This window comes from Curtobacterium sp. MMLR14_006, assembly GCF_001864985.1.
Classification (GTDB): Bacteria; Actinomycetota; Actinomycetes; order Actinomycetales; family Microbacteriaceae; genus Curtobacterium.
In genome coordinates this window covers 773,530-798,883 of sequence record NZ_MJGU01000012.1, presented here as the reverse complement: position 1 = coordinate 798,883, position 25,354 = coordinate 773,530, and the positions used below count along the sequence as shown (strand labels likewise).

Genomic DNA, 25,354 nt, shown 5'->3' with positions numbered 1-25,354 from the left:
GGCAGGGAAAGCGAGCGTCGGTCAGCCGAGCTCTCCGCCATCATTCCACGGGAGGCACCCGTTGGGGGGTGTTCGGCGCGCCCGGTCGTGTCGGATGGCTGCCGGATCGTTACGGCGCGTCACTTGACCGCCCCACGCGAGCCCCGGACGTCAGCTGTCGAACAGCCGACGCAGGTGGTCCCCGACCTGCTCGTGCTCGATGAGGAACCCGTCGTGCCCGTACTCGCTCTCGATGACCGCGGCGTCGTCCCCGTCGAGCGTGTCGGGCACCCCGGCGGCGATCCGGTGCTGGTCCTCGAGGGGGAACAGCCGGTCGCTCGAGACCCCGAGCACGAGCGTCCGAGCGGTGATCCGCCCGAGCGCCGCCGACACGCCACCGCGGCCGGCCCCGACGTCGTGCGAGTCCATCGCCTGCGTCAGGGTCACGTAGCTCGACGCGTCGAAGCGGCGGGTGAACTTGTTGCCGTGGAAGTCGAGGTAGCTCTCCACCGAGAACCGGCCGTCGTCGCCGAGCGGGGAGACGTCGCTCTGCCAGGACCGCGCGAACCGGCCGTTCAGCTCGTCCGGTGCCCGGTAGGTCATGAGCGCCATCCGACGGGCCAGCGCCAGCCCGCGGTGCGGGCCTTCGCCGGCGTGCGCCTCGTAGTAGTCCCCGCCGGCGAAGCCCGGGTCCATCTGGATGGCCGCACGCTGCAGCGAGTTCGCCGCGATCTGGTCCGCGGTGGTCTGCGCCGTGGTGGCGAGGACCGCCAGCCGCTCGACGCGCTCCGGGTGGGTCGCCGCGAGCTCGAGGGCGTGCATGCCGCCCATCGACCCGCCGACGACCGCCGCGAACACGTCGATGCCGAGCCGGTCGGCGAGCTGCACCTGCACGGCGACCTGGTCGCGGATCGTGACGAAGGGGAAGCGCGAGCCCCACTCCGCCCCGGACGGCGACACCGAGGACGGCCCCGTCGTGCCCTGGCAGCCCCCGAGCATGTTCGGCACGAGCACGAACCACCGGTCGGTGTCGATCGCGCGCCCCGGCCCGACGACGTCGCCCCACCAGCCGGCGGTGCGGTGCCCGGGGCCGGCCTCGCCGGTGACGTGCGAGTCGCCCGTCATCGCGTGGAACAGGAGCACGGCGTTGTCGCGCGCAGCGTTGAGGGTGCCCCACGACTCGTAGGCCACGCGGACGGACGGCAACCGTCCGCCACGAACCCACTGCTCGCCGAGCGGTTCGAACGCCCGCTCGCCGGGGTGGTCGCCCGGCCGCCAGGCCCCGGTCACGGGCGGCCCGCCGAGGGTGCCGAGTTCGGAGCCGGGCACCAGGGTGGACGGCACGGAGTCCTCGGGGGTCGTCTGCCAGTCCATGGTGCGTCCAGTCTGCCGGGAGGCACGGCTCGCCGCCGCCGTGTTACGTCGCGCCCGTCCTGTGGTCGGGTCCGCGGCCGCGCTCGCGTTGTGCTGCTCGGGTGTCTGTGGGTCGGTGTGTGGGTGGGTGCGACATCGTCGACGTCGTACGACATCCAGGAAGTCGCACCGCCCCGTCGGCAACCGTCGCACGGGCGGGTAGACGACAAGGTCGACGTCGTGCGACGTCGACCTTGTCGTTCCGAGTCGATGCCCGGGGGGGCGAGCGCTACGCCCGCTGCCCCTGCTGCGCGACCGCGCGTGCCGCGGCGAGCCCCGCCTCGAGGTCCGCCTTCAGGTCCTCGACGTTCTCGATGCCGACCGACAGGCGCACCAGGCCCGGCGTCACACCCGTCGTCAGCTGCTGCTCGGGCGTGAGCTGCGAGTGCGTGGTCGACGCCGGGTGGATGACGAGCGAGCGCACGTCACCGATGTTCGCCAGGTGCGAGAACAGGCGCAGGTTGTCCACGAACGCCTTTCCGGCGGGCACGCCGCCCTTCAGCTCGAACGACAGCACCGCACCGACGCCCTTCGGCGCGTAGCGGTTCGCGGCGGCGTACCAGGGCGACGTCGGCAGCCCGGCGTAGGCGACCGTGGCGACGTCGGGGTGCTGGTCGAGCCACTCGGCGACCTCCTGCGCGTTCGACACGTGCCGCTCGATGCGGAGGGACAGCGTCTCGATGCCCTGCAGCAGCGCGAACGCGGTGTCCGCCGAGTTCGAGGCGCCGAGGTCGCGGAGCAGCTGCACGCGGGCCTTCACGATGTAGGCGAGCTCGTTGCCGACCGCCTCGGCGAAGACCGCGCCGTGGTACGACGGGTCGGGCGTGTTGAACTCCGGGAACCGGTCCGCGTGCTGCGACCAGGGGAACCGGCCGCTGTCGACGATGATCCCGCCGATGACGGTGCCGTGGCCGCCCAGGAACTTCGTCGCGGAGTGCACGACGACGTCGGCCCCGTGCTCGAACGGGCGGATGAGGTACGGCGTCGCGATCGTGTTGTCGACGATGAGCGGCACGCCGGACTCGTGGGCGACGTCGCTGACGCCCGTGATGTCGAGCACGTTGATGCGCGGGTTGCCGATGGTCTCGGCGAAGAACAGCTTCGTGTTCGGGCGGACGGCGCGCCGCCACTCCTCGAGGTCGTCCTGGTCCTCGACGAAGGTCGTCTCGATGCCGAGCTTCGCGAGCGTGTACTTGAACAGGTTGTACGTGCCGCCGTAGATCGACGACGACGACACGATGTGGTCACCGGCGCCCGCGATGTTGAGCACCGCGTACGTCTCGGCCGCCTGGCCGCTCGACACGAGCAGGGCGCCGGACCCGCCCTCGAGCGCGGCGATGCGCTGCTCGACGACGTCGTTCGTCGGGTTCATGATCCGGGAGTAGATGTTGCCCGGCTTCGCCAACGCGAACAGGTCGCGGGCCTCGTCCGAGTTCGCGAACACGTACGACGTCGTCTTGTAGATCGGCGTCGCCCGGGCCCCCGTGGTCGGGTCGGGCTGCGCACCCGCGTGCACCTGCGTGGTCTCGAACCGCCACTGCTCGGCGTCGTGCTCGGTCATCTCGGTGCTCCTGTCCGGTGCGGGTGGTGGGGTTCGGGTCGCGGTGCGTCCGGCCGGGAGGCACGGTGCGGCGCTGCGACGGAGGCCACGGTACGCAGGTGGTCGCGCCGGTACCAGCGCGACCGCCTCGCGACGTAACGCGCGCACCGGGGGTGACCCGTGCCTCCAGGCCGGGCCAGGACGGTGCCTGCGGCTGACGGCGGCGACCACGGGGACCGGTCCGGGAGCGCGGCGGGACGGCTGCTCGCGCGGGGACGTCACGCGTCGCGGCGGAACAACCAGTCGACCCGGGGCTCGAGCAGCCAGCGCATGCCGCGCCGCACGAACGGCTGCGCGAGGAACAGGGTCACCGCGCAGGCGATGACGACCATCAGGAGCACGTAGGGCCAGGCCGAGTGCTCCCCGGCGAGCACGCCGGACTCGCGGATCGGGTAGAGCACGAACGTGTGCAGCAGGTACACGTACATCGTGGCGGCGCCGAAACGCGTGATCCACACCGTCCGCCTGGGGATGAGCAGCAGGAACGACGCGGTGAGCAGCGTCGCGAGCAGCATCAGGCCGAAGCGCACGCCGCCCGCCCACCAGGCGTCCTCGCCGAGACCCGAGTACGAGTCGTCGTAGAAGAACCAGTGGTGCAGGTCGAACTGCTTGAACTGCGGGATCCAGATCGCACACGACACCGCCCACGCCGCGAAGACCGCCGCGGCGGCGATCCGCACCCGCACGACGGTGCGGCGCGGTGCCTCGTACCAGCGGTCGAACACGCCCCACTGCTTGACCTGCCAGCCGAGCAGGAAGAACGGCAGCAGGCTGATCGCGCGGGACAGCGACAGCGTGGAGTCGACGTTGTCGAAGTAGCCGACACCGATGCTGAACACGACCGCCCAGAACAGCGGCCACCGCAGCTGCGCCAGGTACGGCAGGATCAGCTTGAAGATCCCCAGGGCCAACAGGAACCACAGGGTCCAGGTCGGCTTCGTCGGGTTGAAGTCCTTCCCGCCCTCGACGATGCCCTGCACCACGGTCCAGATCGTCTGCATGATGATGTACGGCACGACGATGTCGGTGATCGTCCGGCGCATCCGCTTGGCGGTCGGGGTGTCCGCCGACGAGAAGTACCCGCTGATCACGCCGAACGCGGGCATGTGGAACGCGTAGATGAACGTGTACAGCGCCAGGGCGTGTTCGCTCGCCGGCGTCTGCCGCTGGATCGCGTGGCCGATGACCACGAGCGTGACCGCGACGAACCGCGCGGTGTCCCACATCGGGATACGGCGCGGTGCCCGGCCGGGTTCGAGCTTCGTCGCCGGGGCCGAGGGAGCGGGGGGAGCGGCGTCCGTCGTCATCCCGGGTCACGTTACCGGACCGTGACCTTCCCGGTCCGGGTGCGGACGCGGGTCGTGTCGCTCGGGTGGGCCGGGTCGGTGTGGTGCCCGTGGTGCTGCTCGGTACGGTGGACGTCCACCCACCCAGGAGGCAGATCACATGGCAGCACGACGCGCAGTCGTCACCGGAGCGAGCTCGGGCATCGGGGCGGCCACCGTCCGGCTGTTCCGGTCGCGGGGGTGGGACGTCCTCGCGGTCGCCCGCCGCGCCGAGAAGCTCGAGGCGCTCGCCGCGTCCACCGGTGCCGACGTCCTGGTCGCCGACATCACGAGCGCGTCCGACGTCGAGGCGCTCGCCGCCCGCGTCGGGGAGCTCGGGGGAGCGGACGTGCTCGTCAACAACGCCGGCGGTGCGTTCGGGTCCGCGTCGGTCGAGGAGTCCGACGTCGAGGACTGGCGCGCCATGTTCGAGGTCAACGTGATCGGCACGAAGCGCGTCGTCGCAGCGCTGCTGCCGCACCTGCGGGAGCGGGCGCGCGCCGGCGGGGGTGCGGACATCGTCACCGTGACGAGCACCGCGGGCTTCGTGGCGTACGAGAACGGCGGCGGCTACAACGCGGCGAAGTTCGCCGAGCACGCCCTCGTCGGCGCGCTCCGGCTCGAGCTGAACGGCGAACCGATCCGCGTGGTCGAGGTCGCCCCCGGCCTGGTGAAGACCGACGAGTTCGCGCTCACCCGCTTCCGCGGCGACGCCGAGAAGGCCGCTGCGGTCTACGACGACGTGCCGGGTCCGCTCGTGGCCGAGGACGTCGCCGAGGCGATCGTGCACGCGGTGGAACTGCCGGCGCACGTCAACCTCGACCTGGTCACGATCCGGCCGGTCGCCCAGTCCGCGCAGCACAAGCTCGCCCGGGGCACGCTGGCGCCGAAGGGCTGACGCACCCGGTCCGGGCCGCTGATCGCTGCTCGGCCACTGGCCGCTGACCGCTGCTCGGCCACTGGCCGCTGACCGCTGCTCGGCCACTGGCCGCTGATCGCTGCTCGGCCACTGGCCGCCCTGCCGCGCGCAGCGCCCGGGGTCCGGTCGCGGGTCGCGGGCGCGGGGTCGGTGCCGGTACCGTTGTCGGATGCCGATCAGCAGCGAGCCCGGGCCCACGGCACCGGCTCAGTCGACCGTGACCGTGACGAGCGGGCCCGAGGTGCTCGGATGGCTGGAGTTCGGCGACGCCGCCCGCCTGCTGGCGAAGGACGTGCTGTCCTCCGGCTTCGAGCCCGAGGTCGTCGTGGCGGTCGCCCGCGGCGGCCTCATCATCGCCGGCGCCGTGGCCTACGCGCTCGGCACCAAGGAGTGCGGCTCGATCAACGTCGAGTTCTACACCGACGTCGAGCAGCGGCTGGACGAACCGGTCGTGCTCGCGCCGGCGCTCGACGCGCCGAGCCTCGCCGGCAAGCGCGTCCTGGTCGTCGACGACGTCTCCGACTCCGGCCGGACCCTGCGCCTGGTCGTCGACATCATCCGCGACGCTGGGGCCGACGTCCGCAGCGCCTGCCTGTACTCGAAGCCCGGCACCGTGCTCGAACCCGACCACGTGTGGCGTCGGGTCGACGGCTGGATCACGTTCCCCTGGAGCGCCCTCGCACCGGTGACGGCCGAGTCGTGAGCATCCACCTCGTCGGCGGCGGTCCCTTCGCCGCCTCGGACGCCGCCGCCCCGTTCCTCGCCGAGGCCACCGCGCGCTCGGCCGCCGTGGGGCGCACCGTCCCGCGCATCGCACTGCTCTCGGTCTGCCGCGCGGACGGCACCAGCCCGTCGTCCACCGCGGACATCGCCGAGGTCCTGGGCGGCGCACGCGCCGCCGAGGTCGTCACCACCGAGGTCGCGTCCGGTCAGGCCTTCGACACCACGGTCCTGAGCGACGTCGACGCCCTCGTGGTCGCCGGCGGGCTCACGCCCGACTACCTGGCCGCCGTCGCGCCGCTCGTCGACCAGGTCCGCCTGCTCGTCGCCGACGGCCTGCCGTACCTCGGCTACTCGGCGGGCGCGATGATCGCGGCCGACCGAGCCCTGGTCGGCGGCTGGCGCATCGGCGGCGTCGAGGTCTGCCCCGAGGGCGCCTCGGAGGGCCTCGACGAGGTCGAGCTCCGCGAAGGACTCGGACTCGTCGACCTGACGATCGACGTGCACGCGGTCCAGGCGGGCACGCTCGCCCGGCTCGTCGCCAGCGCGGAGGCCGAGTTCGTCACCGCCGGCCTGGCCATCGACGAGGACACCGCCCTGGTCGTCGGCGAGGGCGCCCTCGAGGTCCGCGGCACCGGCAGCGTCTGGCGAGTCGTCGCCGGCGACGAGTCGGTGGCCGTCGCGACCATGGGCGCGTAGCCGCCGTGGAGCCGCGGCCCCTCGCCGAGCTCGTCGACCCCGGCTGGGCCACCGCGCTCGGCCCCGTCGAGGACGACGTCCACCGCATGGGCGACTGGCTCCGCGACGAGCACGCGGCCGGCCGGCAGACCCTGCCCGCCGGCGGCGACGTCCTCCGTGCCTTCACCGCCCCGTTCGACGCCGTCAAGGTCCTGGTCGTCGGCCAGGACCCGTACCCGACGCCCGGGCACCCGATCGGCCTGTCCTTCGCCGTCGACCCCGCGGTGCGGCCCTTGCCGCGCAGCCTGGCGAACGTCTACCGCGAGCTCGAGTCCGACCTCGGCGTGACCCCGCCGCCGCACGGGGACCTGCGGGCCTGGGCCGACCAGGGCGTCCTGCTGCTCAACCGTGTGCTCACCGTCCGGGCGGGCGAGGCCGGCAGTCACCGCGGCAAGGGCTGGGAGGCCGTCACCGACCAGGCCGTGCGTGCCCTGGTCGGCCGGGGCAAGCCGCTCGTCGCCGTCCTCTGGGGCGCCCAGGCGGCATCCGTCCGCCCGCTGCTCGGCGACACCCCGGTGGTGGCGTCGGCCCACCCGAGCCCGCTCAGCGCCTCGCGGGGGTTCTTCGGCAGCCGACCGTTCTCGCAGGTGAACACGCTGCTCGAGGAACAGGGCGCGACGCCCGTCGACTGGTCCCTGCCCGCTCAGTAGGCTCGACGTCGTGCTCGAGGAGGAATACCAGCGACGGCGTGTCCTGCCGCGACACCTGCGTGCTCCGGCACCGACCGAGACCGCCTTCACCTACCGCATCCGTGCGGCCGAGCCCGGCGACCTGCCCCACGTGCGCGAGATCCACGCGCACTACGTCCGCAACTCGTCGGTGACCTTCGACCCGTCGGTGCTGACCTTCGCCGGCTGGAAGCAGCGCTACGACGAGATCCGCCGCCGGGCGCTGCCGTTCCTGGTGGCGGAGAACCCCGCCGGTCAGATCCTCGGCTACGCCCTGGTCGACCCGTGGAACCCCCGCGACCGCTCGAACCGCGTCGTCGAGGACTCGATCTACCTCGGGGCGGCCTCCGGCGGCAAGGGCCTCGGCCGGGCGCTCATGGAGGCCCTGCTCGACGAGTGCCGCTCGGCGGGGGTGCGCGAGGTGGTGGCGGTCATCGCGGACCGGCAGGCCGAGGCGTCGATCCGGTTGCACGAGCGGCTCGGCTTCGAGGAGGTCGGCCGGATGGGCAAGGTCGGCTACAAGTACGACCGCTGGCTCGGCACCGTGACGATGCGCCTGCGCCTGCGCGGCCCCCGGCTCTTCGCGCGGCGGTAGGGGGCGGGCGGCGCGGGATTGTTCCGCGCGGAGGGGGTCGTTCCGCGCGGAGGAGGTCGTTCCGCGCGTAGGAGGGTGTTCCGCGCGGAACAGCCCCGCGCGTAGGAGGTCGTTTCGCGCGTAGGAGGGTCTTCCGCGCGTAGGAAGCCCGTCGTTCCGCCCTCCGACGCGCGATCTCGCTTCCCATGCCACGCGCGATGGGACGAACCGTGCGCGCACCGGCGCCCGCCAGCCCCGGCAGCTGACAGCGACGGCGCCCGATAGTCCCGATACCCCCGACCACCCCGGCCCCTCAACCCCGGCCGGCCGCAGCCCCGGCTCCCTCAGCCCCGGCTCCCTCAGCCCCGCGGGGCCTCCGCCGTGAACTCGTCGTGGGTGACCTGCACGAGTGCAGTCATCGCGGCCGACGCAGCGGCCCCGTCGCCCGCGACGACCGCACGCCCGACGGCCTCGTGCCGGATCGCCGCCGAGCGCGTCCACCGGGTGATGGTGTCCCGCGACTCCGAGGTGCGGGTGCGCAGCAGGGCCTCGACGGTGCCGGCGAAGTGGGCGAACACGGCGTTGCCGGAGCCGGTGAGCAGTGCCCGGTGGAAGCGGACGTCGGCCTCGAGGTAGGCGCGGCTGTCCTCCGCGGCGCAGGCGGCGAGCATGTCCTGCGCCGCGTCGAGGACGTCCGTGCCGCCGGGGCCGGTGGCGGTGAGCGACGCCGCGACGGGCTCCACGCCGAGTCGGAGTTCGAGGAGCTCCCGCTGTTGCACGAAGTACGCCGGCGATGCGCCGCGCCAGCGGATGACGGTCGGCGCGAGCAGTTCCCACGACGTGGTCCCGAGCACCTGCGTCCCGACGCGTTGCCGTGGTTCGACGAGGCCGAGCGACTGCAGGACCCGGAGCGCCTCACGGACGACGGACCGCGACACGCCGAACTCGTCCGCGACGTGCTCGGGCCGCAGAACGGTGCCGGGCGCGAGGTCGCCGTCGACGATGCGCTGCCCGATGGTGTCGAGCACGTGGGCGTGGAGACCGCGGGCGGGGGGCATGGGACCTCCGGACGGGATGGGCTGGACGGACGCGACCAGCACGGTGCGGAACGCGATCCTCATCGAAACGGCATACTGCGACGCACAGCGGGAGGCGCGCGGCAGATCGCCGTGTAGTCTGATTAATCAGATTATTGCGGGCGGGCGTGTACCACGCCACCCGCCCTCGACACCAAGGCGACGGAGCCGCGCGGCAGCGGCTCCAGGAAGGGGCACCGATGCCTCACGCTCCAGTCCACCTCGGAACCGTGCTCGCGGCCGAGACCGGCGGCACGGAGACGGTCGACCCGTCCGGCCCGATCCCGCAGCTGATCATCGCGGCGCTGCTCGGCATCGTCGTGATCATCGCGCTCATCACCTGGCTGAAGGTGCACCCGTTCATCGCGCTCGTCATCGGCGCGCTCGGTGTCGGCATCGGGGCAGGGCTCGCGCCGGACAAGGCGGTGACGAGCTTCGGCAACGGCTTCGGTGCGACGATGACGAGCGTCGGCATCCTGGTCGGCCTCGGGTCGATGTTCGGCAAGATGCTCGTCGACTCCGGCGCAGCCGACCGTGTCGTCGACACCCTGGTCCGCAGGTCGTCGAAGGCGATGCTGCCGTGGACGATGGCACTCATCGGCGCGCTCATCGGCCTGCCGATGTTCTTCGAGGTCGGCCTCGTGCTCCTCATCCCGATCATCGTCCTCGTCGCGAAGCGCAGCGGCGTGCCGATCATGAAGATCGCCGTGCCCGCGCTGGTCGGCCTGTCGACGATGCACGCCTTCGTGCCGCCGCACCCCGGCCCGCTCGTCGCGATCTCGACGGTCGGCGCGGACCTCGGCACGACCCTGGCCTTCGGCATCGTGCTGGCGATCCCGGTCATCGTGCTTGCCGGCCCGGTCTTCGCCCGCTTCGCGGCGCGCTGGGTCGACATCCCGGTCCCCGACATGTTCGGGTCGCGCGGGTCGGCCACCGGTGGCGACGACCCGGCACACGCCGGACGGGAGGCACGGCGCGGCCCCGCAACGCAGGACACCGCGTCCCTGCCCAACGGCAAGAGCGACTTCACGCGCGTCATCAGCGAGCCGCGCAGCCCGTCGTTCGCGGTCGCCCTCGTCGGCATCCTGCTGCCCGTGGTGCTCATGCTGGCCCAGGCGGTCCGCGAGGCGACGATGCCCGACGCCGCCGGCTCGTGGGTGAGCCTGCTCGACTTCCTCGGGTCGCCGATGATCGCGATCGGGATCGCCGCGGTCTACGCCATGGTGTTCTTCGCGATCGGCGGCGGGATGGACCGGTCCGCGGTGTCGAAGTCGCTCGAGAGCGCGCTGCCCCCGGTGGCCGGCGTCCTGCTCATCGTCGGCGCCGGCGGCGGGTTCAAGCAGGTGCTCATCGACACGGGCATCGGCGGCGTGATCGCCGACGCCGTCAAGGAGTCCGGCATCTCGGTGCTGCTCGTCGCGTGGCTCGTCTCCGCCCTGGTGCGGGTCGCCACGGGGTCGGCGACGGTCGCGACCGTGACCGCCGCGGGCATCATGGCGCCGATCGCCGCAGACCTGTCCTCGCCGATGACGTCGCTGCTCGTGCTCGCGATCGGCGCCGGGTCGGTGTTCCTGTCGCACGTGAACGACGCCGGGTTCTGGCTCGTCAAGGGCTACCTCAACACGACGGTGGGGCAGACCTTCAAGACGTGGACGGTGCTCGAGTGCCTCATCTCGGTGCTCGGCCTGCTCGGTGTGCTGCTCGCCGGGGTGTTCATCCGATGAGCGGACCGACAGCGGAGACCGATGCGCTCGATGCCCGTGTCCTGGTGGTGATGGGGGTGTCCGGCTCGGGCAAGTCCACCGTCGCCGCGATGGTCGCGGAACGCCTCGGGTGGGACTTCGCCGAGGGCGATGCCATGCACCCGCAGGCGAACGTCGACAAGATGCGCGCCGGCACCCCGCTGACCGACGAGGACCGCTGGCCCTGGCTCGACGTCGTCGCCGGGTGGATCCGCGGGCACCTGGACGCCGGAACGCACGGGGTGGTGACCTGCTCGGCACTGAAGCGCGCCTACCGCGACGTGCTGCGGGCGCCCGGGGTGGTGTTCGTCCACGTCGCGGGCGACGGCGCGCTCATCGAGGAGCGGATGTCGCAGCGGTCCGGGCACTTCATGCCGACGTCGCTGCTCCGGTCCCAGCTCGACACGCTCGAGCCGCCGGAGGCCGACGAAGCGCACCTGACGATCGCCGCCGACCGCACCCCGGAGCAGGAGAGCGTGGAGGTCCTGGAGCGCCTGGGTCTGCGGCCCGTCAGCTGAACCGGATCGGGGTGCCGACGGGCAGCGCCGCGAGCGTGCGGGTCATCTCCGCCGAGACCCGGACGCACCCGTGCGAGCTGCCCGTCGGGTCGGGGTAGTAGTGCAGCGCGGTGAGTGCTGCGTTGCCGCCGTAGGACGGGATGCGCGACGAGTGCGCGCCGGTCAGGATGATCGGGTTGCCCTGCGTGTACGCGACCCGGGTGTCGACGTAGGCCGCCTGGACGTAGGTGGCGGTGTCGATCGGGGTGGGGTCCTCCGGGGTCCCGAGCCGAGCGGCCTCGCTGGCCCTGACGGAGCCGTCCCGCGTGACGACGGACACCTCGCTCGTCGCGACGTCCACCCGGATCATGCGGTCGGTGGGGCGGACGGTGAAGTCCGCAGCCCGTGCCCACGCGAAGGTTGCGCTCGGGGCCTCGGCGGTGCCGCCGTCCCCGGGGGTGCGGTTCCGCGCCGGCGTCGACACGAGGAGCATGCCGCCGTCGACCCCCGGTGACCGTCCCCAGACGGCCGTCGCGGCGGGCAGGTCGATCGTGGAGACGCGGTGGGACAGCGTCGCCACCGGACGGGCCCGCGACGACGGGCTCGCGTACAGGGCGACGAGGTCGTGCCGCGGGGTGGCGATCCGGAAGGTGTCCTCGGGGGTGACGGTCGACCCGTCGAGCAGGCGCGGGACGACGGCGTCGTGGAAGGCCAGCGGCAGGGCGGCGAGCTCGGCCGGCGTCGGCGCCGCGGGGACGGCGGCGGGCGGCTCGGCCGTGGGGGTCGGCGTCGGCCGCGCGGTCGCCGCCGCCCGGGTCGGGGCGTCCGCGGGGGCGTCGGAGCGTGCCGTCACGACGACGACGGCACCGGCGGCGACGAGCAGCGCGCCGACGACGGTCGCGGCGATCCCGGTCCTGCGGCGCATCCGTCCCCCTCGGTGGTCAGCGTTCGGTGACCCGCCCGGCCTCCACCCGCCACTGGCGGTCCAGCCGCACGGTCTCGAGCATACGGCGGTCGTGGGTGACGAGCAGGAGCGTGCCGTCGTACGACTCGAGTGCCTGCTCGAGCTGCTCGATGGCGGCGAGGTCGAGGTGGTTCGTCGGCTCGTCGAGCACGAGCACGTTGACGCCGCGTGCCTGGAGCAGCGCGAGGCCCGCGCGGGTGCGCTCACCGGGCGAGAGCGCGGACGCGGGACGACCGACGTGGTCCGCCTTCAGCCCGAACTTCGCGAGCAGGGTCCGCACGTCCGCCGTGGTGTACTCGGGCACGATCGCCTCGAACGCCGCGGCCAGGGGCTGGTCGCCGGTGAAGGCCGCCCGGGCCTGGTCGATCTCGCCGATCGCGACGCTCGACCCGGTCGAGGCGGTGCCGGTCGTGGGGGACTGCGCGCCGAGCAGCGCGCGGAGCAGCGTCGACTTGCCGGCGCCGTTCGGCCCGGTGATGCCGATGCGGTCGCCGCCGTCGACCTGCAGCGACACCGGACCGAGCGTGAAGTCGCCCTGGGTGAAGGTGGCGTCGGACAGCGTCGCGACGACCGCCGACGACCGGGGTGCGCTGCCGATGGTGAACTCGAGCTGCCACTCCTTGCGCGGCTCCTCGACCTCGTCGAGGCGGGCGATGCGCGACTCCATCTGCCGGACCTTCTGCGCCTGCTTCTCGCTCGACTCCGAGGCGGCCCGGCGGCGGATCTTGTCGTTGTCCGGGTTCTTCTTCATCGCGTTCCGGACGCCCTGGCTCGACCACTCCCGCTGCGTCCGGGCACGCGAGACGAGGTCGGCCTTCGTCGACGCGAACTCGTCGTAGGCGTCGCGCTTGTGCTGCCGGGCGATCTCGCGCTCCTCGAAGAACGAGTCGTACCCGCCGCCGAACAGCCGGTGCGAGGACTGTGCCAGGTCGAGCTCGAGCACCGACGTCACCGAGCGCGCCAGGAACTCGCGGTCGTGGCTGACGAGCACCACCCCGCCGCGCAGGCCCTTCACGAACGCCTCGAGCCGGTCGAGGCCGTCCAGGTCGAGGTCGTTCGTCGGCTCGTCGAGCAGGACCACGTCGAACCGCGACAGCAGCAGCGCGGCGAGCCCGACCCGTGCGGCCTGGCCGCCGGACAGCGCGGTCATGAGCGACTCCGGACCGACGCCGTCCTCGTCGGAGCCGACGGCGAGCCCGAGGTCGGCGAGCACCGCCGGGATCCGGTCGTCCAGGTCGGCGGCACCGGCGGCGAGCCAACGGTCGAGCGCGGCGGAGTACCGGTCGGCGGCCGCGTCACCGGCGTCGGGATCGGCGAGCGCCGCCGCGGCCGTGTCCATCGCCTCGGTCGCCTCCGCCGAACCGGTGCGCCGGGCGATGTAGCCCGCGACGGTCTCGCCCGCGACGCGTTCGTGCTCCTGCGGCAGCCACCCGACGAAGGCGTCGGCCGGGGCGGTGGACACCGTGCCGGCGAGGGGCTGGTCGACGCCGGCGAGCAGCCGCAGCAGCGTGGACTTGCCGGCGCCGTTCACCCCGACGACGCCGATGACGTCACCGGGGGCCACCGTGAGGTCGAGGGAGTCGAACAGCGTGCGTGCGGCGTACCCGCCGGACAGGCCCTTGGCGACGAGCGTGGCGGTCATCCCGCAATCGTCCCACGCTGCGGGAGCGCCGACCGTCAGCGGTGGGGGACGACCAACCGTCCGGGCAGGAAGGGCAGCGACCCGACCCGGTACTCGAGCTCGTCCGCGTCGCCGACCCGCGCCGCGGCGGCCCCGGACCGCCACAGCCGGTTGAACAGGAAGACCCCGACGACGGTGTCCCCGTCGTCGGCGACCGCCCACGTCCCCGTGCCCCACTGCGCCGGGTGCCCGACGCCGTCGATCGTGACGGTGGGCCGTGCGCCCCAGGTCAGCAGCGGCCGCACCAGCCGCAGGCCGACCCGGCGCTTCGTCGTGCCGGAGGCAGCAGGCGTGTCCATGCCGACAGGGTACGGCCGCCGGACCTGTGCCCCGGTGACCCCGCCGTCCGTAGCGTGGTCGCCATGACCACCACCGTCCTCGTCGCAGGCGCCACCGGAGACCTCGGCCGCCGCATCGTCCGCGAGCTCCTGCAGCACGACACCCGTGTCCGCGTCCTCACCCGACCGGGCAGCGACAGCGCCCGCCAGCACTTCGGCGACGAGGAGCACGTCGACGTCGTCACCGCCGCCTACACCGATCACCCCGCGCTCGTGGCCGCCGCGTCCGGCGTCGACGTCGTCGTCTCCGCGGTCAGCGGGACCCGTGCGGTGATCGTCGACGCGCAGCGCGCCCTGCTCGACGCCGCGGTCGAGGCGGGCGTGCCCCGCTTCGTGCCGTCCGACTACAGCGCCGACTACCGGTCGATCACCCCCGGGACGAACCGCAACTTCGAGCTCCGGCGCGAGTTCGCCGCGGCCGTCGACGCCGCGCCGATCCGTGCGACGTCGATCCTGAACGGGGCGTTCGCCGACATGCTCACCGGCCAGGCGCCGCTCGTGCTCTTCGACCGGCGCCGCGTCCTGTACTGGTCGTCGCCGGACCAGGTCCTCGACTTCACCACGAAGGACGACGTCGCACGGGTGACGGCGCTCGCCGCCCTCGACCCGGACGCACCCCGGTACGTCGAGGTCGCGGGGGACCGCGTCACCTCGCGGACCATCGCCGCCACGATGTCCCGCCTGACCGGCACCACCTTCCGGCTGCAGTGGGCCGGCACCGCCGGCACCCTGTCCGCGATGGCCCGGGTCGGTCGGCGCCTGTCGAAGGACGACGACGCGCCGTTCCCGGCCTGGCAGGGCATGCAGTACTTCGTGAGCATGTTCAGCGGCGAGGCCGAGCTGCACCACGTCGACGACGACCGCTGGGGTCCGCACGCCTGGACGACGGTGCACGACGTGCTGGCGGCCCACGTGGGCCGCTGACCTGACGGGAGGCCCGGCGTGCGCCCGCCGGTCGGCGTGCGTCGGGGACGCCTAGGCTCGGGAACCGTGTTCGAACTCCACCACCTCTCCGCGCAGGAACTCTGGGACTGGATCCGCCGGGGGGAGGCGACCGCCCGCGAGGTGACCGAGCACTACCTGACCCGCGTGGAACGCCTCGATCCCGGACTCGGCGCCTTCGTGACGGTCACGGCGGACGCGGCACGGCTGCGTGCCGACCGTCTCGGCCACCTGGTGCCGACGTCGCGACCGTTGTGGGGCCTCCCGTCCGCCGACAAGGACCTGTACGACCGCGCCGGGGTCCCCACGCGCAGCGGCACCACGAGCCTGCCGGAGCGCCCCGCCGGGGCCGACCACCCGCTCGTCGCTGCGCTCGACGCGGCCGGCACGGTGAGCCTCGGCAAGACGGCGTCGCCGGAGTTCGGCCTGTCGTCGTCGTCGGAGACACGGCTCGGGGTGACCCGGAACCCGTACGACACCGCGCGGGCGCCCGGTGGCTCGTCGAGCGGTGCCGCGGTGGCCGTCGCCGCCGGGCTGCTGCCGGCGGCGGTCGGTTCCGACGGCGGGGGTTCCGTGCGGATCCCGGCCGCGGCGACCGGACTCGTCGGCCTCAAGCCGAGCCGCGGACGCGTGCCGTCGATGCCCGGGCGGTCCGGCGTCGGCGGGCTCTCGGTGGCGGGGCCGCTCACCCGGAACGTCGCCGACGCGGGCATGCTGCTCGACGCCCTCGTGGCACCGACCGGGCTGACCGAGCCGTCGCCGTACGCGCTCGTCACCCCGGACGTCGGCGAGGGGCCGTTCACCGCGGCGGCCGTCCGCGGCGAGGGGCGCTTCGTCGTCGGGCTGCTCGAGGGCTCACCGTGGGACGACACCGTCGACGTCGTCGTCGACCCCGCGGCGCGTGCCGTCGTCGAGACCGCCGTGCGGGTGCTCGGCGAACTGGGGCACGGCGTCGAGGACGTGCGGATGCCCCGGGTGCCCTACGCCGACGCCTTCCGCACGGCGTGGGAGAGCTCCGCGGCGCGGCTGCCGACGGTCCCCGGCATCGACCTGTCCGCACTCACCCCGCTCGTGGCGTGGCTCGTGGAGCGCGGGCAGCGGCTCACCGGCACGCAGGTGCTCGACGCGATGACCGCGCTCGACACGTTCTCGGCGACCCTCGTCGGCGCGTTCGACCGGTACGACGCGGTGCTCACACCGACGCTCGCGCTCACCCCGCGGCCCCTCGGCTGGTACGGCGACGACCCGGAGGAGGACTTCCGCCGCCAGTGCGCCTACTCGCCGTGGACCTCGATGGCGAACGTGTCGGGGCTCCCCGCGATCACGCTGCCCGTCGGCGTCACCGCCGAGGACCACCCCGACGGCGGCGGCCTGCCGATGGGCGTGCAGCTGATCGGCCGACCGGGCGGCGAGCGCGTCCTGCTCGCCATCGGCGCCCAGCTCGAGCGGCGGCTGCGGTGGCAGCGCCGGCACCCGGGGGCCTGGACGGCCTGAGGCGGGGGCCGGTGCGGGCGGTGCGGTGCGGGGCGGTGCGGGCGCCGGTGGGTGCTGGTGGGAGCCGGTGGGTGCTGGTGGGAGCCGGTGGGTGCCGGTGCGCGCTGGTGCTGGGGCGCTCTGCGACCGAACACGCGTCGTTCGACCGGTGTTCTGACGCACCATGCGCTCGCATCGTCTGCGTGCGCATGTTCCGACGGAGCACCTGTCGATCGTCGCGTGACTTGTCGCAGGATGCGCGTGCATCGACCCGTCGGGGCGCTCCGCCGCCACCGCCGAGCGGGCCGAGGTCGCGCGGCTCCGGGGACCCTGGCGCGACCGGCTGACGCACGGCGGAGGACCGGTGCCGCTCGCCGAGTTCGATGTGTGCGCACCTTCCGACCGAACACCCCACGTTCGACCGGTGTCCCGTCGCACCATGCGCTCGCATTGCCTGCGTGTGCATGTCCCGACGGAGCACGCGTCGATCGTCGCGTGGTCTATCGCAGGATGCGCGTGCATCGAGCCCCGAGCCCCGAGCCCCGAGCCCCGAGCCCCGAGCCGCCCGAGCCCGCGCCGTGTGGGCTCGCGCGACAATGTCGCTGTCGTACGACGTCGATGTTGTCGTGCGCGCCGCCCCGACCCGCCCGGCCCCGCGCCGTGTGGGCCCGCGCGACAATGTCGCTGTCGTACGACGTCGATGTTGTCGTGCGCGCCACCTCGACCCGCCCGAGCCCGCGCCGTGTGGGCCCGCGCGACAGGGTCGATGTCGCACGACGTCGACGTTGTCGCACGTCCCGGCGCTCCGGCGCCCGGCGCCCGCCGCCCCGGCCGACCGAGCCGCCGCCCCCGCGTCCGGCGCCCGCGCCCCTACGGCAACGTCGGCGCCGCCGCGACCAACGCCTGGGTCACCGGGTGCTGCGGTGCGTCGAGCAGCGACACCGGCCCCTGCTCGACGATGCGCCCCGCCGACATGACCGCGACGGTGTCGCACAGGCGCTGCACGACCCCGATGTCGTGCGAGACGAGCACGAGCGTCAGTCCGAGGTCGTCGGCGAGGGAGCGGAACAGCTCGATCACGCGGGCGCGGACGACCACGTCGAGGGCGCTCATCGGCTCGTCGCCGAACAGGATGCGGGGGGAGTGCACGACGGCCCGGGCGATCGCGATGCGCTGCCGTTGGCCGCCGGAGAACTCGTGCGGGTACCGGTCTGCGGCGTCGGCGGGCAGGTCCACCCGCTCCAGCACCTCGCGCACGAGCGACGCGTGCGAGCCGTCGACCCGGAGCGCCCGGAGGGGTTCGGCGACGATCGCACCGACGCGCATCCGCGGGTCGAGCGAGGCGTACGGGTCCTGGAAGACGATGCCGGTCTCGCGGCGGAACCAGCGCATCGCGGCAGCGGAGCCGGACGCGTCCACCTGACGGCCGGAGGCGGTGACGGTGCCGGTGGAAGGGGCCTCCAGTCCGGCGAGCAGGCGGACCAGGGTCGACTTGCCCGACCCGGACTCGCCGACGATGCCGAGGCGGGCGCCGGGGGCGACCGTCAGGTCGACACCGTCGACCGCGGTGCGGACCGGGCCGGGCTCGAAGGGTCCGCGGCGGGGGAGCCGGTAGGTGCGGTGCAGGCCGGTGGCGTGCAGGACGTCGGTCACGCGGTGCCTCCAGGGCGGCGGGCGGTGGCGCGGGCGGCGTCGACGAGTGCGACGGTGGCGGGGTGCCGCGGTGCCGCGAGCAGGTCGGCGACGCGACCCTGCTCGACCACCCGGCCGGCGTCGAGCACCACCGCGGTGTCGGCGATGCGGGCGAGCACGGCGAGGTCGTGGGTGACGAAGACCATGCCCGCCGACAGGCCCTCGAACAGGTCGAGGATGCGTGCCTCGGTGGTGACGTCGAGCGCCGTGGTCGGCTCGTCGGCGACGAGGTACGACGGCTCGCCGGCCATCGCCATCGCGATGCAGACGCGCTGCCGCTGCCCACCGGAGAGCTGGTGCGGGTACTGCCGCAGCAGCGACGCCGGGTCGGGCAGCCCCACCGACGCGGCGAGGTCGACCGCGGCCGCGCGGGCTCCCCGGCGGTCCAGGCCGCGGTGCAGCCGGAGCGGTTCGGCGATCTGCGCGCCGACGCGACGGAGCGGGTCGAGGGCGGTGCCGGGCTCCTGGAACACCATCCCGATGCCAGCGCCGCGGTGCCGGGCACGTTCGCGGTCGGACAGGCCGACGAGTTCGGTGCCGTCGAGGCGGATGCTGCCGGTGACGGTCGCGCCCGCGGGTTCCAGGCCCATCAGGGCGAGCGAGGTCATCGACTTGCCGGACCCGGACGCGCCGATCACGCCGACGCGCCGGCCGGGAGGCACGGTGAACGTCACCTCGTCCAGGACCGTCCGTCCCGTGATGCGGACCGACAGCCCGGTCACCTCGAGGCCGCCGGTCGCGGCGGCGGGGTGCCCGGCCCGGGCGGTGTGGTCGGTCATGCGGTCACCCCGGGAGTGGTCGTCGCGGCGTCGTCGGCTCGCCCCGTGCCCGGCCCCGCACCCGGACCGGGCGCCACGGACCGGCGGTCGCCCGTGGTCAGGCGCGGGTCGGTCGCGTCGCGCACCGCGTCGCCGAGCAGGGAGAGCGCGGCGACGACGAGGGCGATCGCGGCGCCGGGCCAGGTGGCGCTCCACGGGTGCACGCCGATGTAGGTCTGCAGGTCGGACAGCAGGCTGCCCCACGACGCGGTGTCCGAGCCGGCGCCGTAGCCCAGGTAGGACAGGCCGGCCTCGGCGAGGACGGCGGTCGCCATCGCGAGCGACAGCTGCACGGTGAACAGCGGCGCCGCGTTCGGCACGAGGTGGCGGAACAGCACCCCGGCGCCCCCGACGCCCGAGGCGCGGGCAGCGGTGACGTAGTCGCTCCGGGCGATGCGGCGGATCTCGCCGCGGGCGACCCGGGCGATCGTCACGCCGAAGGACAGCCCGACGCTGACGACCACCACCCCGAGCGAGCCGCCGAACACCGCCGTCAGGAGCATCGCGGTGAGCAGAGTGGGGAACGCCACCAGGATGTCGAGCAGGACCGCCGTGCCCTCGCGGACCCAGCGGGCGGTGAGCGAGCCGACCGCGGTGAGCAGGACCCCGACGATGCTCGCGATGACCCCGGACCCGACGGCGACGAGCACCGTCGTGCGGGTGCCGGCGAGCAGGTAGCTCGCGATGTCGCGGCCGGCGGCGTCGGTGCCGAACCAGTGCGCGCCGCTCGGGCGTTCCCACTGGTGGAACGGGTCCGTGCGGAACGGGTCCTGGGGCGTCCAGACGAGCGACACGACGGCGAGCACGACGAGCAGCCCGAGCACGACGACGGCGAAGAGTCCGGTGGGGCGGGAGACCAGGCGGCGGATCACTCGTGTGCCTCTCGCTGGCGGGGGTCGAGGGCCCGGTGCACGACGTCGACGGCGAACCCGACGAGCAGGACGAGCCCGGTCAGGACGAGGAGCTCGGACTGCACCTTCGTGACGTCGCGGCGGCCGACGTCGGTCACGAGCATGCGTCCGACACCGGGGAGCGAGAAGACCTGCTCGACCACGACGGCGCCGACCAGCAGCCCGGCGATCTGCACGCCGAGCACCGCGAGCACGGTCAGCGCGACCGACGGCAGCCCGTGCCGGAGCAGCGCCCCGGTCCGGGTGAGGCCGATCGCGGCCGCGGTGCGCAGGTGGTCGGCGTCGAGCACGGACAGCGTCGCGGAGCGGGTGAAGCGGAGGATGACGGCACCCTCGACGGCGCCGATCGTCAGCGCGGGCAGCACGAGCGCGGCGAACGCCCGTCCGGGTTCCGACCAGCCGTCGAGCGGGAAGCCCTGCGCGGGCAGCCAGTGGAGCGTCACGGCGAACAGGGCCACGAGGAGCATGCCGGCCCACACGATCGGCACCGCGGCGACGGCCTGGGCGGCGAAGGCGATCACTGCGCCGCCGGGGCGCCGACGGAGCACCGCGGCGAGGACGCCGAGCGGGACCCCGATGACGAGGGCCGCCAGCAACGACATCCCGGCGAGCGGCAGCGTCACCGCGAGCTTCTGTGCGATCTCCGGCCCGACCCGACCGTTCGTGACGAGCGAGGTGCCGAGGTCGCCGCGGAACACCCCGCCGATCCAGTCGAGGTACTGCACGACCACGGGGCGGTCCAGCCCGAGTTCCTGGCGGAGCCGTTCGACCTGGGCCGGGGTGGACTCGGTGCCGGCGACGACCTGGGCGACGTCGCCGGGCAGCACGCGCAGCACGGCGAAGACGATGACGCTCGCCACGAGCAGGCCGACGACGAGCAGCAGCACCCGCCCGATGAGGAACCGGGTCACGACGCCCGTGCCCCGGGGACGGAACGGATCACCGTCACTTGACCGCGAGCCGCGACAGGTCGAGTCGCGAGTTGCCGCCGTCCACCGGGAAGCCGGTCACGCCGGAGCGCACGGCGGTGATCTCGGTCGCCGTGTACAGCCACTCGCCGGCGGCGTCCTCGCTCACGATGCGCGCGGCCTTCCGGAGCGCGTCGACCTTGTCGGACTCGGTCGTGGCGGCGATCGACTCGGCGTAGAGCGCCTGCACCTCGGGGTTGTCGTACCCGAAGTAGTACTCCGGGTTCGCCCAGTTGCCGAAGTCGCGGGCCTCGACGTGGTCGACCATCGACAGGTCGAAGTCGCGTGGGCCCTTCTTCGGCGCCTGGAACACGGTCGACAGCCAGGTGGCGAAGTCGACGCGGTCCACGGTCAGGGTGATGCCGACCTCGGCGAGCTGCGACTTGAGCACGTCGCCGATCACGGCCGGGTAGACGTTGGCGTACGTCAGCGTCAGGTCGAGGTCCCGGGCGCCGGCGGCCGCCAGCAGCTTCTTCGCGTTCGCGGGGTCGTACGCGTCGACGTCGGTCAGGTCCTCGTAGCCCGGGTCGAGCTCCGGGATCGGCCCGCCCTGCTCGACACCGGTGCCGCCGACGGCCTTGATGAGGGCCTTCGGGTCGATGGCCTGCCGGATCGCCTGGCGCACGCGCTTGTCGGTGAACGGCGCCTTCTGGTCGTTGAAGGCGAGCGTGTACTTGTCGGTGGTCTTGCCGGAGTGCAGCGCGATGTCGGCGTTGCCCTCGAGCTGGCTCTTCAGGGTGCCGTCGACGGGGTTGAGCACGTCGATGTCGCCCTCGGCCATCGCGTTCACCGCGGTGGAGGGGTCGGTGATGTAGCGGAAGACGATCTTCGCGACCTTCGCCTTCGTGCCCCAGTAGTCGTCGTTGCGCTCGAAGGTGAGCGAGTCGCCCTGCTTCCAGCTCGCGACCTCGAAGGGGCCGGTGCCGTTCGCGCTGTCCGAGCGGTCGTTCTCCGCGGCCTCCTCGAGCACCAGGCCGGCCCGACCGGTCAGGTTGAAGAGCAGGTCGGAGTCGGGCTGGCGCAGGCGGAGCACGACGGTGTCGTCGGCGGGGGAGGAGATCGACCGCACCTTCGCGAGCGCGGCCGAGTCGATGTAGGAGTCGTTCGCCTTGACCTGCTCGAGCGACCACACGACGTCGGCGGCGGTGACCGGCTCGCCGTCCTGGAACGTCGTGCCCTTCCGCAACGTGAACGTGTAGGTGAGACCGTCGTCGGAGACCTCGTGCGAGGACGCGAGCACGTCGCGGATGTCGCCCTCGGCGGTCCGTCCGACGAGCCCCTGGTACACGTTGTCGATGAGCACCTGGTCGAGCGCGGCTCCGGACTGCGTCCGGATGTCGAGGCTCGTCGGTTCGAGCACCAGGCCCACGCGGACGGTGGCGTCGGGGCCACCCGTCGGGCCGGACGAACCGGAGCAGCCGGTCAGCGCGAGGGCGGACACGACGGCGACCGCGGTGGCGGCGAGGGCCGCGCGGCCGGTGCGGCTGGTGCGGCGGAGGAGCGGACTCATGGGTTGTGGGTTCCTTCCGGGCGCGGGGACGGTGGTCGGACCTCGCGCTCGCACGAGGTTACCGGCGGTCGGTACCGTCCGGCGACGGTTCCTCGATCGGGTGCAACAATCCGTGCCGCTCGCCCCATGCCCGGATCGCCGCGGCCAGTTCGAGGGGTGCCTGGTTCTGCACGGCGTGCCGCGCGGTGACCGTGACGACCTCGGCGTCCGGCAGGCGCTCGACGAACCCGGCGTGCAGCTTCGGGGACACGTAGCCGCGGTCGCCCCGGACGAGCAGGAGCGGCACGCGGAGCGCCTCGAGGTCCGGCCACGCGTCGGCGAAGCGCCCGACCGACGACGTCCGTCCGGCCGGCAGGTGGGGGAAGTGGTGACGGCGCACGAGCCGCCCGTCGGCACCGAGCCGCGTGGTGTGCCGGGCCTCGCGGAGGAGCACCGAGCGGTCGTCGCCGACCCGCGCCTTGACCGCGCGGTCGACGACCTGCTCGAGCGACTCGAACGCCGGCTCGGTCTCGAGGGCGCGGGCGATCCGGTCCACGGCGCGCTGCGCGAAGTCCGGCGACATGTCGACGAGCACGAGCCCGGTCACCCGCTCCGGTGCCGCCGCCGCGAGTCGCGCGGCGAGGATCGCACCGAGCGAGTGCCCGACGACGACGCCCGGTCCGACACCGAGGGCATCGAGCGCGGCGAGCACGCCCGGCGCCGTGACGGCGGCCCCGTAGTCGGCGTCGTCCCGCCAGCTCGACCGACCGTGGCCCGGCAGGTCGAGGGCGACCGCCGGCTCGCCCAGGGCGAGCGCCGTCTGGTCGAAGCTGTGTGCGTCGATGCCGAGCCCGTGCAGGTAGGTGACCCGGGCCTCCCTCCCGTCCGTCGTGTCCCACCGGATCGCGGACGTCTCCTGTCCGTCGTCGGTGCGGACCAGCTGCCGGGAGGCGCGGAGCGGCTCCGGCACGCCGCTCGCCGCCGCGAGCGTGGCGAGGTCGGCGAATTCGTCGTCGGGGGCATCGGACACGGGGACGATCCTCGCACCGTCGGCACCTCTGGAGACGTTAGGTAAGGCATGCCATACTCGGAGACGTGGCAACCCGGTACCGCGTCTTCCCCGTCCGCGTGGCGGCCGTCACCTCGCTCACCCCGCACTTCGTCCGGGTGACGCTGACGGGCGACGCGCTCGCCGACTTCTCGTCGGTGGGCCTGGACCAGCGGATCAAGATCGTGCTGCCGCTGCCCGACGGCGGCTTCTCCGAACTGCCGGAGGACGACGACTGGTACGCCGCCTGGCGGGCACTGCCCGACGAGGCGCGGAACCCGCTGCGCACCTACACGGTGCGCTCGTTCCGGCCCGACGCCCACGAGCTCGACATCGACTTCGTCGCGCACGGCGACGCCGGCCCCGCCTCGCGCTGGGTGTCGTCCTGCCGTGTCGGCGACGAGATCCGCATCGTCGGGCCGCGCGTGCCCGAGTCGCCTGCCGACCTGCCGACCGGTGCCGCGGAGTTCGCACCAGGCCACGCGAACCGGATCCTGCTCGCCGGTGACGAGACCGCCGCTCCCGCCATCTGCGCCATCCTCGAGGCCCTCGACGTCTCCACCGTCGGTCACGTCTTCATCGAGGTCCCCACCGACGCCGACCGGCTGCCCGTCACCGCGCCCGCCGGGGTCGAGGTCCGCTGGATCGCCCGCAACGGCGCGACGCACGGCGTGCGGATGACCGACCAGGTGCACGCCTGGGCGTCGTCGGTCGCCCCGGCCGCCGCGTGCGCGCCCTCCGCCGAGCTGACCGACGTCGACGTCGACGAGCAGGTCCTGTGGGACGTGCCGCCACCCGCCGAGGAGCGCCCGGTCTACGCGTGGATCGCGGGCGAGGCCGGCTGCGTCAAGGAACTCCGTCGCCACCTGGTGCGCGGCGTCGGCATCGACCGCAAGCAGGTCGCGTTCATGGGCTACTGGCGGCACGGCAAGGCCGAGCATTGACCGCTCCGGGCGGTGCGCCCTCGACCGCCCTCGGTGCGCGCGGCCTGACCCTGGCGTACGACGACCGGGTCGTGGTCGACGCCCTCGACGTCGACGTGCCGGACGGTGAGCTGACCGTCATCGTCGGTCCGAACGCCTGCGGCAAGTCGACGCTGCTGCGGTCCTTCGCCCGCACCCTCAAGCCGACCGCCGGCACGGTGTACCTCGACGGCGTCCCGATCACGTCGCTGCGGCCGAAGGCCGTCGCCCGCCGGATCGGCATGCTGCCCCAGACACCGATCGCCCCGGACGGCATCACCGTGCGCGACCTCGTGTCGCGCGGCCGCTTCCCGCACCAGGACCTGCTGCACCCGTCGTCCGGCTCCGACCGCCGTGCCGTGCTCGCCGCGCTCGAGCAGACGGAGACCGTGGAGCTGGCGGACCGGAGCGTCGACGAGCTGTCCGGCGGCCAGCGCCAGCGGGTGTGGATCGCGATGGTGCTCGCCCAGGAGACCGACATCGTCCTGCTCGACGAGCCGACGACGTTCCTCGACATCGCGCACCAGTACGACGTGCTCGAACTCGCCTCGGCACTGCACGCGGCCGGCCGCACGGTCGTCGCGGTGCTGCACGACCTGAACCAGGCGGCGCGCTACGCCACCCACGTCATCGCCATGCGCCAGGGGTCGATCGTCGCCTCCGGGGCGCCAGCCTCGGTGCTCACCGCCGACCTCGTCGAGGACGTCTTCGGCCTGCCGTGCGTCGTCGTCCCCGACCCGGAGACCGGCACGCCGCTCATCGTCCCGCGCCGCCGCGCGGCCTGACGCGCGGGGCGCGTGCGCGTCGGGCGGGCGGG

The 25,354-nt window shown here is 73.6% G+C and carries 24 protein-coding genes; 11 read left to right on the top strand and 13 right to left on the bottom strand.

Going from position 1 to position 25,354, the window contains the following annotated elements:
- Positions 1-150: 150 nt before the first annotated feature.
- The 3 genes from BIU94_RS07270 to BIU94_RS07260 form a co-directional block, all read right to left on the bottom strand.
- The gene (locus BIU94_RS07270) at positions 151-1,353 is read right to left on the bottom strand and encodes a homoserine O-acetyltransferase (protein WP_071256045.1); all 1,203 of its coding nucleotides are present in this window, start codon (positions 1,351-1,353) and stop codon (positions 151-153) included.
- A gap of 268 nt (positions 1,354-1,621) precedes the next feature.
- On the bottom strand, positions 1,622-2,953 hold the full coding sequence (locus BIU94_RS07265) for a bifunctional o-acetylhomoserine/o-acetylserine sulfhydrylase (RefSeq protein WP_071256039.1): 1,332 nt from the start codon (positions 2,951-2,953) through the stop codon (positions 1,622-1,624).
- A gap of 257 nt (positions 2,954-3,210) precedes the next feature.
- A complete protein-coding gene (locus BIU94_RS07260; protein WP_071256037.1) occupies positions 3,211-4,299 on the bottom strand; it encodes an acyltransferase family protein in 1,089 nt (362 codons plus the stop codon).
- A gap of 139 nt (positions 4,300-4,438) precedes the next feature.
- Here BIU94_RS07260 and BIU94_RS07255 point away from each other — a divergent pair, with 139 nt between their 5' ends.
- From BIU94_RS07255 to BIU94_RS07235, 5 genes are all read left to right on the top strand, one after another.
- The gene (locus BIU94_RS07255; protein WP_071256034.1) at positions 4,439-5,215 is read left to right on the top strand and encodes an SDR family oxidoreductase; all 777 of its coding nucleotides are present in this window, start codon (positions 4,439-4,441) and stop codon (positions 5,213-5,215) included.
- A 190-nt stretch (positions 5,216-5,405) separates the two neighbouring features.
- Positions 5,406-5,939, top strand: a complete 534-nt coding sequence (locus BIU94_RS07250; RefSeq protein ID WP_175472127.1) for a phosphoribosyltransferase — start codon at positions 5,406-5,408, stop codon at positions 5,937-5,939.
- Positions 5,936-6,655 carry a Type 1 glutamine amidotransferase-like domain-containing protein gene (locus tag BIU94_RS07245; protein WP_071256032.1) on the top strand — a complete coding sequence of 240 codons (720 nt, stop codon included), beginning with the start codon at positions 5,936-5,938 and terminating at the stop codon, positions 6,653-6,655. The genes BIU94_RS07250 and BIU94_RS07245 overlap by 4 nt, the downstream gene beginning before the upstream one ends.
- 5 nt (positions 6,656-6,660) lie before the next feature.
- Complete coding sequence (locus BIU94_RS07240; RefSeq protein ID WP_071256030.1) at positions 6,661-7,344, top strand: uracil-DNA glycosylase; 684 nt, start codon at positions 6,661-6,663, stop codon at positions 7,342-7,344.
- 10 nt (positions 7,345-7,354) lie between these two features.
- On the top strand, positions 7,355-7,957 hold the full coding sequence (locus BIU94_RS07235) for a GNAT family N-acetyltransferase (protein WP_071256026.1): 603 nt from the start codon (positions 7,355-7,357) through the stop codon (positions 7,955-7,957).
- 338 nt (positions 7,958-8,295) lie between these two features.
- On the opposite strand, the gene BIU94_RS07230 is transcribed toward BIU94_RS07235, so the two are convergent.
- The gene (locus tag BIU94_RS07230; protein WP_071256494.1) at positions 8,296-8,994 is read right to left on the bottom strand and encodes a FadR/GntR family transcriptional regulator; all 699 of its coding nucleotides are present in this window, start codon (positions 8,992-8,994) and stop codon (positions 8,296-8,298) included.
- Positions 8,995-9,212: 218 nt separating this feature from the next.
- Between BIU94_RS07230 and BIU94_RS07225 the strand changes: the two genes are divergently transcribed.
- Together BIU94_RS07225 and BIU94_RS07220 are read left to right on the top strand one after the other, a co-directional pair.
- Entirely contained in the window at positions 9,213-10,736 is a 1,524-nt protein-coding gene (locus BIU94_RS07225) for a GntP family permease (RefSeq protein ID WP_083404631.1), read from the top strand.
- A complete protein-coding gene (locus BIU94_RS07220) occupies positions 10,733-11,272 on the top strand; it encodes a gluconokinase (RefSeq protein WP_071256021.1) in 540 nt (179 codons plus the stop codon). The genes BIU94_RS07225 and BIU94_RS07220 overlap by 4 nt, the downstream gene beginning before the upstream one ends.
- Here BIU94_RS07220 and BIU94_RS07215 read toward each other — a convergent pair.
- Genes BIU94_RS07215 through BIU94_RS07205 form a run of 3 tightly spaced genes read right to left on the bottom strand, consistent with a single transcriptional unit; the run spans position 11,265 to position 14,195 of the window.
- Positions 11,265-12,176 (bottom strand): L,D-transpeptidase, encoded by a 912-nt coding sequence (locus tag BIU94_RS07215; RefSeq protein WP_071256018.1) that lies wholly within the window; start codon positions 12,174-12,176, stop codon positions 11,265-11,267. The genes BIU94_RS07220 and BIU94_RS07215 overlap by 8 nt on opposite strands.
- Positions 12,177-12,192: 16 nt before the next feature.
- Positions 12,193-13,857: an ABC-F family ATP-binding cassette domain-containing protein gene (locus BIU94_RS07210; RefSeq protein ID WP_071256005.1), complete on the bottom strand. Its 1,665-nt coding sequence runs from the start codon at positions 13,855-13,857 to the stop codon at positions 12,193-12,195.
- 35 nt (positions 13,858-13,892) lie between these two features.
- Positions 13,893-14,195: a hypothetical protein gene (locus BIU94_RS07205; protein WP_071256003.1), complete on the bottom strand. Its 303-nt coding sequence runs from the start codon at positions 14,193-14,195 to the stop codon at positions 13,893-13,895.
- Between the two features lie 63 nt (positions 14,196-14,258).
- Between BIU94_RS07205 and BIU94_RS07200 the strand changes: the two genes are divergently transcribed.
- Both BIU94_RS07200 and BIU94_RS07195 read left to right on the top strand, forming a co-directional pair.
- The gene (locus BIU94_RS07200; RefSeq protein ID WP_071256492.1) at positions 14,259-15,158 is read left to right on the top strand and encodes an NmrA family NAD(P)-binding protein; all 900 of its coding nucleotides are present in this window, start codon (positions 14,259-14,261) and stop codon (positions 15,156-15,158) included.
- A gap of 66 nt (positions 15,159-15,224) precedes the next feature.
- Positions 15,225-16,670, top strand: a complete 1,446-nt coding sequence (locus tag BIU94_RS07195) for an amidase (RefSeq protein ID WP_071256001.1) — start codon at positions 15,225-15,227, stop codon at positions 16,668-16,670.
- Positions 16,671-17,519: 849 nt separating this feature from the next.
- Here the strand turns inward: BIU94_RS07195 and BIU94_RS07190 are convergent.
- From BIU94_RS07190 to BIU94_RS07165, 6 genes are read right to left on the bottom strand one after another with little or no spacing between them, the layout of a single operon-like run.
- Positions 17,520-18,302: an ABC transporter ATP-binding protein gene (locus BIU94_RS07190; protein ID WP_175472128.1), complete on the bottom strand. Its 783-nt coding sequence runs from the start codon at positions 18,300-18,302 to the stop codon at positions 17,520-17,522.
- Entirely contained in the window at positions 18,299-19,120 is an 822-nt protein-coding gene (locus BIU94_RS07185; RefSeq protein ID WP_071255997.1) for an ABC transporter ATP-binding protein, read from the bottom strand. Before BIU94_RS07185 ends, BIU94_RS07190 begins: the two co-directional genes overlap by 4 nt.
- The gene (locus BIU94_RS07180) at positions 19,117-20,031 is read right to left on the bottom strand and encodes an ABC transporter permease (RefSeq protein WP_071255995.1); all 915 of its coding nucleotides are present in this window, start codon (positions 20,029-20,031) and stop codon (positions 19,117-19,119) included. The genes BIU94_RS07185 and BIU94_RS07180 overlap by 4 nt, the downstream gene beginning before the upstream one ends.
- Entirely contained in the window at positions 20,028-20,981 is a 954-nt protein-coding gene (locus tag BIU94_RS07175) for an ABC transporter permease (RefSeq protein ID WP_071255993.1), read from the bottom strand. The genes BIU94_RS07180 and BIU94_RS07175 overlap by 4 nt, the downstream gene beginning before the upstream one ends.
- 34 nt (positions 20,982-21,015) lie before the next feature.
- A complete protein-coding gene (locus BIU94_RS07170; RefSeq protein ID WP_071255989.1) occupies positions 21,016-22,548 on the bottom strand; it encodes an ABC transporter substrate-binding protein in 1,533 nt (510 codons plus the stop codon).
- A 58-nt stretch (positions 22,549-22,606) separates the two neighbouring features.
- Complete coding sequence (locus tag BIU94_RS07165; protein ID WP_071255987.1) at positions 22,607-23,557, bottom strand: alpha/beta fold hydrolase; 951 nt, start codon at positions 23,555-23,557, stop codon at positions 22,607-22,609.
- 65 nt (positions 23,558-23,622) lie between these two features.
- Here BIU94_RS07165 and BIU94_RS07160 point away from each other — a divergent pair, with 65 nt between their 5' ends.
- Together BIU94_RS07160 and BIU94_RS07155 are read left to right on the top strand one after the other, a co-directional pair.
- Positions 23,623-24,519, top strand: coding sequence for a siderophore-interacting protein (locus BIU94_RS07160; RefSeq protein WP_139195897.1), 897 nt, complete (start codon positions 23,623-23,625; stop codon positions 24,517-24,519).
- Entirely contained in the window at positions 24,516-25,322 is an 807-nt protein-coding gene (locus BIU94_RS07155; RefSeq protein WP_071255981.1) for an ABC transporter ATP-binding protein, read from the top strand. Before BIU94_RS07160 ends, BIU94_RS07155 begins: the two co-directional genes overlap by 4 nt.
- Positions 25,323-25,354 lie beyond the last annotated feature (32 nt).

Coding starts and splice junctions, on each gene's coding strand:
- BIU94_RS07270 (WP_071256045.1), bottom strand. CDS start 1,353: ATGGACTGGCAGACGACCCCCGAGGACTCCGTGCCGTCCACCCTGGTG.
- BIU94_RS07265 (WP_071256039.1), bottom strand. CDS start 2,953: ATGACCGAGCACGACGCCGAGCAGTGGCGGTTCGAGACCACGCAGGTG.
- BIU94_RS07260 (WP_071256037.1), bottom strand. CDS start 4,299: ATGACGACGGACGCCGCTCCCCCCGCTCCCTCGGCCCCGGCGACGAAG.
- BIU94_RS07255 (WP_071256034.1), top strand. CDS start 4,439: ATGGCAGCACGACGCGCAGTCGTCACCGGAGCGAGCTCGGGCATCGGG.
- BIU94_RS07250 (WP_175472127.1), top strand. CDS start 5,406: ATGCCGATCAGCAGCGAGCCCGGGCCCACGGCACCGGCTCAGTCGACC.
- BIU94_RS07230 (WP_071256494.1), bottom strand. CDS start 8,994: ATGCCCCCCGCCCGCGGTCTCCACGCCCACGTGCTCGACACCATCGGG.
- BIU94_RS07225 (WP_083404631.1), top strand. CDS start 9,213: ATGCCTCACGCTCCAGTCCACCTCGGAACCGTGCTCGCGGCCGAGACC.
- BIU94_RS07220 (WP_071256021.1), top strand. CDS start 10,733: ATGAGCGGACCGACAGCGGAGACCGATGCGCTCGATGCCCGTGTCCTG.
- BIU94_RS07215 (WP_071256018.1), bottom strand. CDS start 12,176: ATGCGCCGCAGGACCGGGATCGCCGCGACCGTCGTCGGCGCGCTGCTC.
- BIU94_RS07210 (WP_071256005.1), bottom strand. CDS start 13,857: ATGACCGCCACGCTCGTCGCCAAGGGCCTGTCCGGCGGGTACGCCGCA.
- BIU94_RS07205 (WP_071256003.1), bottom strand. CDS start 14,195: ATGGACACGCCTGCTGCCTCCGGCACGACGAAGCGCCGGGTCGGCCTG.
- BIU94_RS07200 (WP_071256492.1), top strand. CDS start 14,259: ATGACCACCACCGTCCTCGTCGCAGGCGCCACCGGAGACCTCGGCCGC.
- BIU94_RS07185 (WP_071255997.1), bottom strand. CDS start 19,120: ATGACCGACCACACCGCCCGGGCCGGGCACCCCGCCGCCGCGACCGGC.
- BIU94_RS07170 (WP_071255989.1), bottom strand. CDS start 22,548: ATGAGTCCGCTCCTCCGCCGCACCAGCCGCACCGGCCGCGCGGCCCTC.